Origin of the sequence: Streptomyces sp. (assembly GCF_035645055.1) — a bacterium.
Classification (GTDB): Bacteria; Actinomycetota; Actinomycetes; order Streptomycetales; family Streptomycetaceae; genus Streptomyces.
This window is the reverse complement of sequence record NZ_DASQNH010000029.1, coordinates 91,759-97,758: the sequence shown is the minus strand read 5'-3', so window position 1 is coordinate 97,758 and position 6,000 is coordinate 91,759. Positions and strand designations below refer to the sequence as shown.

Sequence of the window (6,000 nt, the reverse complement as noted above, 5' to 3'; positions counted from 1 at the left end):
GAAGGAGGCGAGGACCGCGAGGACCTTGCCGAGGGTCTTGCCGTTCTTGCCGAAGCGCTCGGCCAGACCCTTGGGCAGGTAGTGCATCGGGCCACCGGAGACGGTGCCGTCGGCGTGCACCTCGCGGTACTTCACGCCGAGGGTGACCTCGACGAACTTCGTCGCCATGCCGAGCAGACCGCACAGGATCATCCAGAACGTGGCGCCGGGGCCGCCGATCGAGACGGCGACGGCCACACCGGCGATGTTGCCGAGGCCGACCGTGCCGGAGACGGCGGCCGTGAGGGCCTGGAAGTGGTTGACCTCGCCGGCCGACCCCTCCTCGTCGTACTTCCCGCGCACCACGTCGACGGCCAGCTTGAACTTGCGGAGCTGGACGAGGCCGAACCAGCCCGTGAACACCAGACCGGCGACCACCAGCCAGGCGACGATGAGCGGAAGGTCCGTACCCCCGACGGGGACGGAGTAGAAGACGACTTCCACGAGCCAGGTGGCTATGGGCTCGAAGAATCCGCTGACAGCTGTGTCGACGGACGTGGTGATGGAGTCGAGTGACACTGTGGCTACCTCGATGGCGCAGTACCGGCGCAGGGGAGGCTGCGCCGGGAAGATGTGCGGTCTTTGAGCGAACGCCGTTGTCCGATCGGCGACACTGGGTGTGCGATCCGTGGACGCGGACCGTGATCACCCTGGTCGTGCAGCCGGCGTGTGTGCCGACGCTCCGCCGGGCGGCGAGGGGTGGTGCCACCAGCGGAGTTGCGCAGTTCTACCACAGGCCTTACGAGATCTTTAGTGATTCAAATCACATAACGGTCAGTAATCTTCGAAAGTGCCAGCAAGCGAGACCACACCGTTATACGGAGAGCACGGTCCGTTCATCGGACACCTATGTCGCGGGCAGGCTGGCTCCGGATGAACGGTCCTTCACGCCGCCACCGCCCGGCCGAGCGCATGCCTGGACGACCCGGTGCTCCACGCGGCGGACCTCTCGTGATGAGCCCCTGACGCGCGGCACCAAGGGTGACATGCGGGGGTCAGGCGTCTGCGACCGGCATCAATGAAGCGTAAAGATTGCCGGTGTACGGCAATGCGAGCCGGCGTACCGCCCTGTCAACATGACCCTGCCCGGGCTGTTGCGTGAGACGCATGCCGGAGACCGGAAAGCAGCACGCCGTGCTGTGGAACCAGGGGGAGAGTGTCGTGGTCGAGTTTCTGCGTGTCATCGCCGGCTTCCCCGCCCTGCCGTTCACGGCGGCTCTCGTGGTCGTCGTCGGGTTCTGGCTCCTGGTCCTGCTCGGCGCCGCCGGCCACGACAGTTTCGACGCGGACGTGGACACCGATGCGCTGAACCTGGGCGGGGTGCCCGTCTCGGTGTCCGCCTCCCTGCTGATCGTCACCGCCTGGCTTTTCACCGTCACCGGCTCCGTGCTCCTCGACCGTACGGGGTGGCCGGATGCCCTGGCTCATCTCCTCGGCACCGTCCTGCTGTGCGCCTCCGTCTTCGGCTCCTGGCGTCTGACCCGTGCGGCCGTGCGACCGCTGTCCAAGCTCTTCCCCGATGAATCCGGGCCGTCCCGGAACGACGTCATCGGTCCGACTCACACCCTCCGCACCGGCCGGGTGGACGCGGACTTCGGCCGGACGGAGGTCGCGGCCAGGGACGGCTCCACCGCCGTCGTCTTCGACACGGCGCTCGACCGGCGCGGCTGAACCCAGCGCCCACCCACTTCAGCTCCCACCCTTAGATCCGGGGATTACTCATGGATGCCATCACTCTGGGAATCGGCGTGCTCGTCGCCGTGGTCCTGCTCAGCGCCGCCGCCATGCTGTTCGTGATCAGCCGGCTGTTCCGCAAGGTGGAGCAGGGCAAGGCGCTGATCGTGTCGAAGATGCGCAAGGTCGATGTGACCTTCACCGGCCAGGTCGTGCTGCCCGTGCTGCACAAGGCCGAGGTGATGGACATATCGGTGAAGGCCATCGAGATCACCCGGACCGGCAAGGACGGGTTGATCTGCCAGGACAACATCCGGGCCGACATCCGGATCACGTTCTTCGTACGGGTCAACAAGACCGTCGAGGACGTCATCAAGGTCGCCCAAGCCGTGGGGACGGCCAGGGCGAGCGACCGGAACACACTTCAGGAGCTGTTCCACGCGAAGTTCTCCGAGGCGCTGAAGACGGTCGGCAAGCAGATGGACTTCACCGACCTCTACACCAAGCGCGACGAGCTGCGGTACCGGATCATCGAGGTCATCGGCGTCGACCTCAACGGCTACCACCTGGAGGACGCGGCGATCGACTACCTGGAGCAGACGCCGCTGACCCAGCTGGACCCGGCCAACGTCCTCGACGCCCAGGGCATTCGCAAGATCACCGAGCTGACCGCCGCCGAGCACGTACGCACCAACGAGGCGCAGCGCACCGAGGAGAAGGAGATCACCCGGCAGAACGTCGACGCCCGGGAGGCCATCCTGGAACTGGAGCGCCGCCAGGCCGACGCCGAGATCAAGCAGCGCCGGGAGATCGAGACCGTACGGGCCCGGGAGGAGGCCGAGACCGCCCGCGTGGCCGAGGAGGAGCGGCTGCGTGCGCAGAGCGCCTTCCTGAAGACCGAGGAGCAGCTGGGCATCCAGCGCGAGAACCAGGCGCGCGAGGTCGCCGTCGCGCAGAAGAACCGCGAGCGGGTCATCGCCATCGAAAGCGAGCGCATCGAGAAGGACCGGCTGCTGGAGGTCATCGCCCGGGAGCGGGAGACCGAACTGACCCGCATCGCCGCCGCCAAGGAGGTCGAGGCGGAGAAGCGGGAGATCGCCGAGGTGGTCCGCGAGCGGGTCGCCGTGGACCGGACGGTCGCCGAGCAGGAGGAGTCCATCAAGAAGCTGCGCGCCGTGGAGGAGGCGGAGCGGCAGCGCCAGGCCGTGATCATCGCCGCCGAGGCGGAGGCGCAGGAGCGGCTGGTCAAGGACATCAAGGCCGCCGAGGCCGCCGAGCAGGCCGCGATCCACCGGGCGGCGGAGGAGCTGACACTGGCCGAGGCACGTCACAAGGCCGCCGACATGGACGCCCGCGCCAAGGTCCGCCTCGCCGAGGGCATCCAGGCCGAAGCCGCGGCCGAGGGCCTGGCCGCCGTCCAGGTACGGGAGAAGGAGGCCGACGTCATCGAGAAGGCCGGCCGTGCGGAGGCCGAGGCCACCGAGGCACGCCTGCGCGCGGAAGCGGCCGGTACCCGCGAGAAGGCCCTCGCCGAGGCCACCGCCATCGGCGAGAAGCTCAAGGCCGAGGCCGCGGGTCTCACCGAGAAGGCCGCCGCGATGGCCGCGCTGGACGAGGCGTCCCGTACGCACGAGGAGTACCGCCTGCGGCTGGAGGCCGAGAAGGACATCAGGCTCGCGGGGCTGGACGTACAGCGACAGGTCGCCGAGGCACAGGCCACGGTGCTCGCCACAGGACTGCAGAACGCGGACATCAGCATCGTCGGCGGCGAGTCCGTCTTCTTCGACCGGCTCGTGCAGTCGATCTCGCTCGGCAAGGCCGTGGACGGGTTCGTGGACAACTCGCAGACGGCCCGGACGCTGGCCGGGCCGTGGCTGGACGGCTCCGCCTCCTTCACCGAGGACCTGACGAAGGTGCTCGGCTCGGTCTCCACCGCCGACGTGCAGAACCTGACCGTCTCGGCCCTGCTGATGAAGCTGATGCCGGCCGGGTCGGGGCAGCTGGACGAGCTGATCGGCAAGGCGCGGCAGCTGGGCCTGGCCGACATGCCGGTCGCCGAACTCGCCGGTCTGAACGGGGCGGTCAAGAGCTGACAGCCCGTTGACACAGCATCCGGAGCTGCCGCGCGGGGGGCGGCGGCTCCGGAGACCAATCCACCGAAACGAGGAGCGGAACAGTGACAGGGACCGGGACGGAAAGCGGTCTGGACGCCGGTACGTACGAGGTGCTGCGCGATCGCCTCCGGGCCCGGGCCGCTGAGCTGGCGCGGCGTGCCGACGCCCTCAACACCGCACGCGCGCGGACCTTCGGAGCCACCGAACTCGCCCTCGCCGGAACGCGGCACATCCGCACCGAGCGGAGCCTCGCCGCCCGCGACCTCGTCGCCGTCGGCGACGCTCTGCTCGTCGGCTACGAGGCCCCGGCCGCCGAGGTCTTCGCCCTGTACGACCGTGACCTGAACCGTCTTCCGGACGGCGCCGTGCCCGGCCTGCTCGACGACCCCGATTTCGTACGGGAACACGCGGCTCTGCACCGCTACTTCCAGGGTGCGCGGCTCCTTCAGCTCCGCCGCGTGGAGGGCAGGCTGCTCGCCGTCTTCCGGACAGGTGAGCAGGCGGACGACATCCGCGTCCTGCGCTGGTCCCTCTCCCCCTCGGGCGAGGTCCGCTTCCTCGACGCCCACGGCGAGCGCGACGACGTCCTGCCCGCCTCGCACGACGTCACCTGGGTCGACACGACCCGGGACGACCACATTCCGGGCCGGCATCCGCACATCGCCGTCGCCGACGGCACGGTCTTCGTCTCCACGGTCGGCGGAGCGCTCACCGTGAAGACCGAGGACGACACCGAGACGGCCGACGGCATCCACAGCGAGCCGGTCGACGAGCCCCTGCAGTCCCTCGCCGACGCCGAGGTGGCCTACGCGGTCGTCGGCACCCTGGTGCTGCTGCGCGTCCGTCCCTACAAGGAGGAGACCTGGCGGCACCTGGTCTTCCACACGCTCACCAGATCCGTCGTCCGGCTGGACGGAATCGGGCGGTCGTGCCGTCGGCTCCCCGACGACCAGGGCATCGTCTTCCCCGGCGGCTACTGCCTCGCCACGGGCGCCGTGAAGGCCTTCGACACAGACGTCTCGGGCCTGGAGTTCGAGCGTGCGATCCGCTCGCCCAACGGCGAGGACGTGCTGTTCGCCTTCCATGCCCGCGCGGCGGGCCGCACCCTTCTGCTCCCGTACAACCTGATCCGCGAGGAGATCGCCGCCCCGCTCTCCTGCCACGGATACGCCCTCTTCGACGACGGCACCCTCATCCTGCTGCGCGCTGAGTCCGGCGAGCCCGCGAGGATGCACCCGGTTCAGGTCTGGAGCACGCCGTACGTCTCCGAGACCCACACCGCGACGGTGGCCGACGGACCACTCGCCCGCATCGGCAACGCCGACCTCGTGCGCGGTCTCTCCGAATGCCTCGCCGTCTCCCGGCAGGCCGCCGAGACCACCGCCACCGCCGAACTCTACGAGGCGCTGGTCGCCGCCTGCACCCGGGCCGCCGACCGCTTCCACTGGCTGGGCGACGCGGACGCCGGCGATCTGCGCACCCCGCTGGAGGAGGTCCGGGCCACGGCACAGCAGGTGCTGGCGGAGTTCGCGTCCGTACAGTCCCTGACCCGGCAGGCTGCCGAAGCGCTCGCGGAAGCGGCCGACGAGCTGCGGCGCCTGGTGCGCCGGGTCCGCGGGGAGGCGCCCGCCTCCGCCGGGGAGTGGATCGATCGGATCACCGAACTGCGCCGGGCACAGGGCCGCTTGCTGACGCTCAAGGAGATGCGGTACGCGGACGCCGACGCCATCGACGCACTGGCCGAGGACGCGGAGACCCACATCGTCTCCACCGCGCAGCGCGCCGTGGATCTCCTCCGCCGCGAGGACGCCTTCACCGCCCACCACGCGGAAGTCGAGCGGCTCACCACCGAGGCCGGGACGATCACCACCGCTGCCGGGGCCGCACCGGTCGCCGAGCGGCTGGACGCCCAGGTCCTCGGGCTGCAGACCCTCACCGAGGTCGTGTCCGGCCTGGACATCGGGGACGCCACCGTGCGGACCGCCGTCCTGGAGCGGATCGCCGAGGTGCTGGGCGGACTCAACCGCGCCCGCGCGACCCTCGCCGCGCGCCGCCGCGATCTCCTGGACCAGGAGGGGCGCGCGGAGTTCGCCGCCGAGTTCGCGCTGCTCGCCCAGTCGGTCACCGGCGCCCTGGCCGCTGCGGACACCCCGGAGACATGTGACGCGCGGCT

Annotated in this window: 3 protein-coding genes and 1 pseudogene; 3 read left to right on the top strand and 1 reads right to left on the bottom strand. The window is 70.0% G+C overall.

Annotation, left to right across the window (positions count from 1 at the left end; genetic code table 11):
- Positions 1-558: alanine:cation symporter family protein (locus VE614_RS09355; RefSeq protein ID WP_324934617.1), on the bottom strand; the 558-nt coding region annotated here is incomplete at its 3' end.
- A gap of 588 nt (positions 559-1,146) precedes the next feature.
- Here VE614_RS09355 and VE614_RS09350 point away from each other — a divergent pair.
- The 3 genes and pseudogenes from VE614_RS09350 to VE614_RS33710 all read left to right on the top strand — a co-directional run.
- Positions 1,147-1,710 (top strand): hypothetical protein, encoded by a 564-nt coding sequence (locus VE614_RS09350; RefSeq protein WP_324934616.1) that lies wholly within the window; start codon positions 1,147-1,149, stop codon positions 1,708-1,710.
- Between the two features lie 50 nt (positions 1,711-1,760).
- Positions 1,761-3,806, top strand: coding sequence for a flotillin family protein (locus VE614_RS09345; protein WP_324934614.1), 2,046 nt, complete (start codon positions 1,761-1,763; stop codon positions 3,804-3,806).
- A gap of 83 nt (positions 3,807-3,889) precedes the next feature.
- A pseudogene (locus VE614_RS33710) lies at positions 3,890-5,212 on the top strand (DNA repair ATPase); the annotation flags it as partial.
- Between the last annotated feature and the right edge of the window lie 788 nt (positions 5,213-6,000).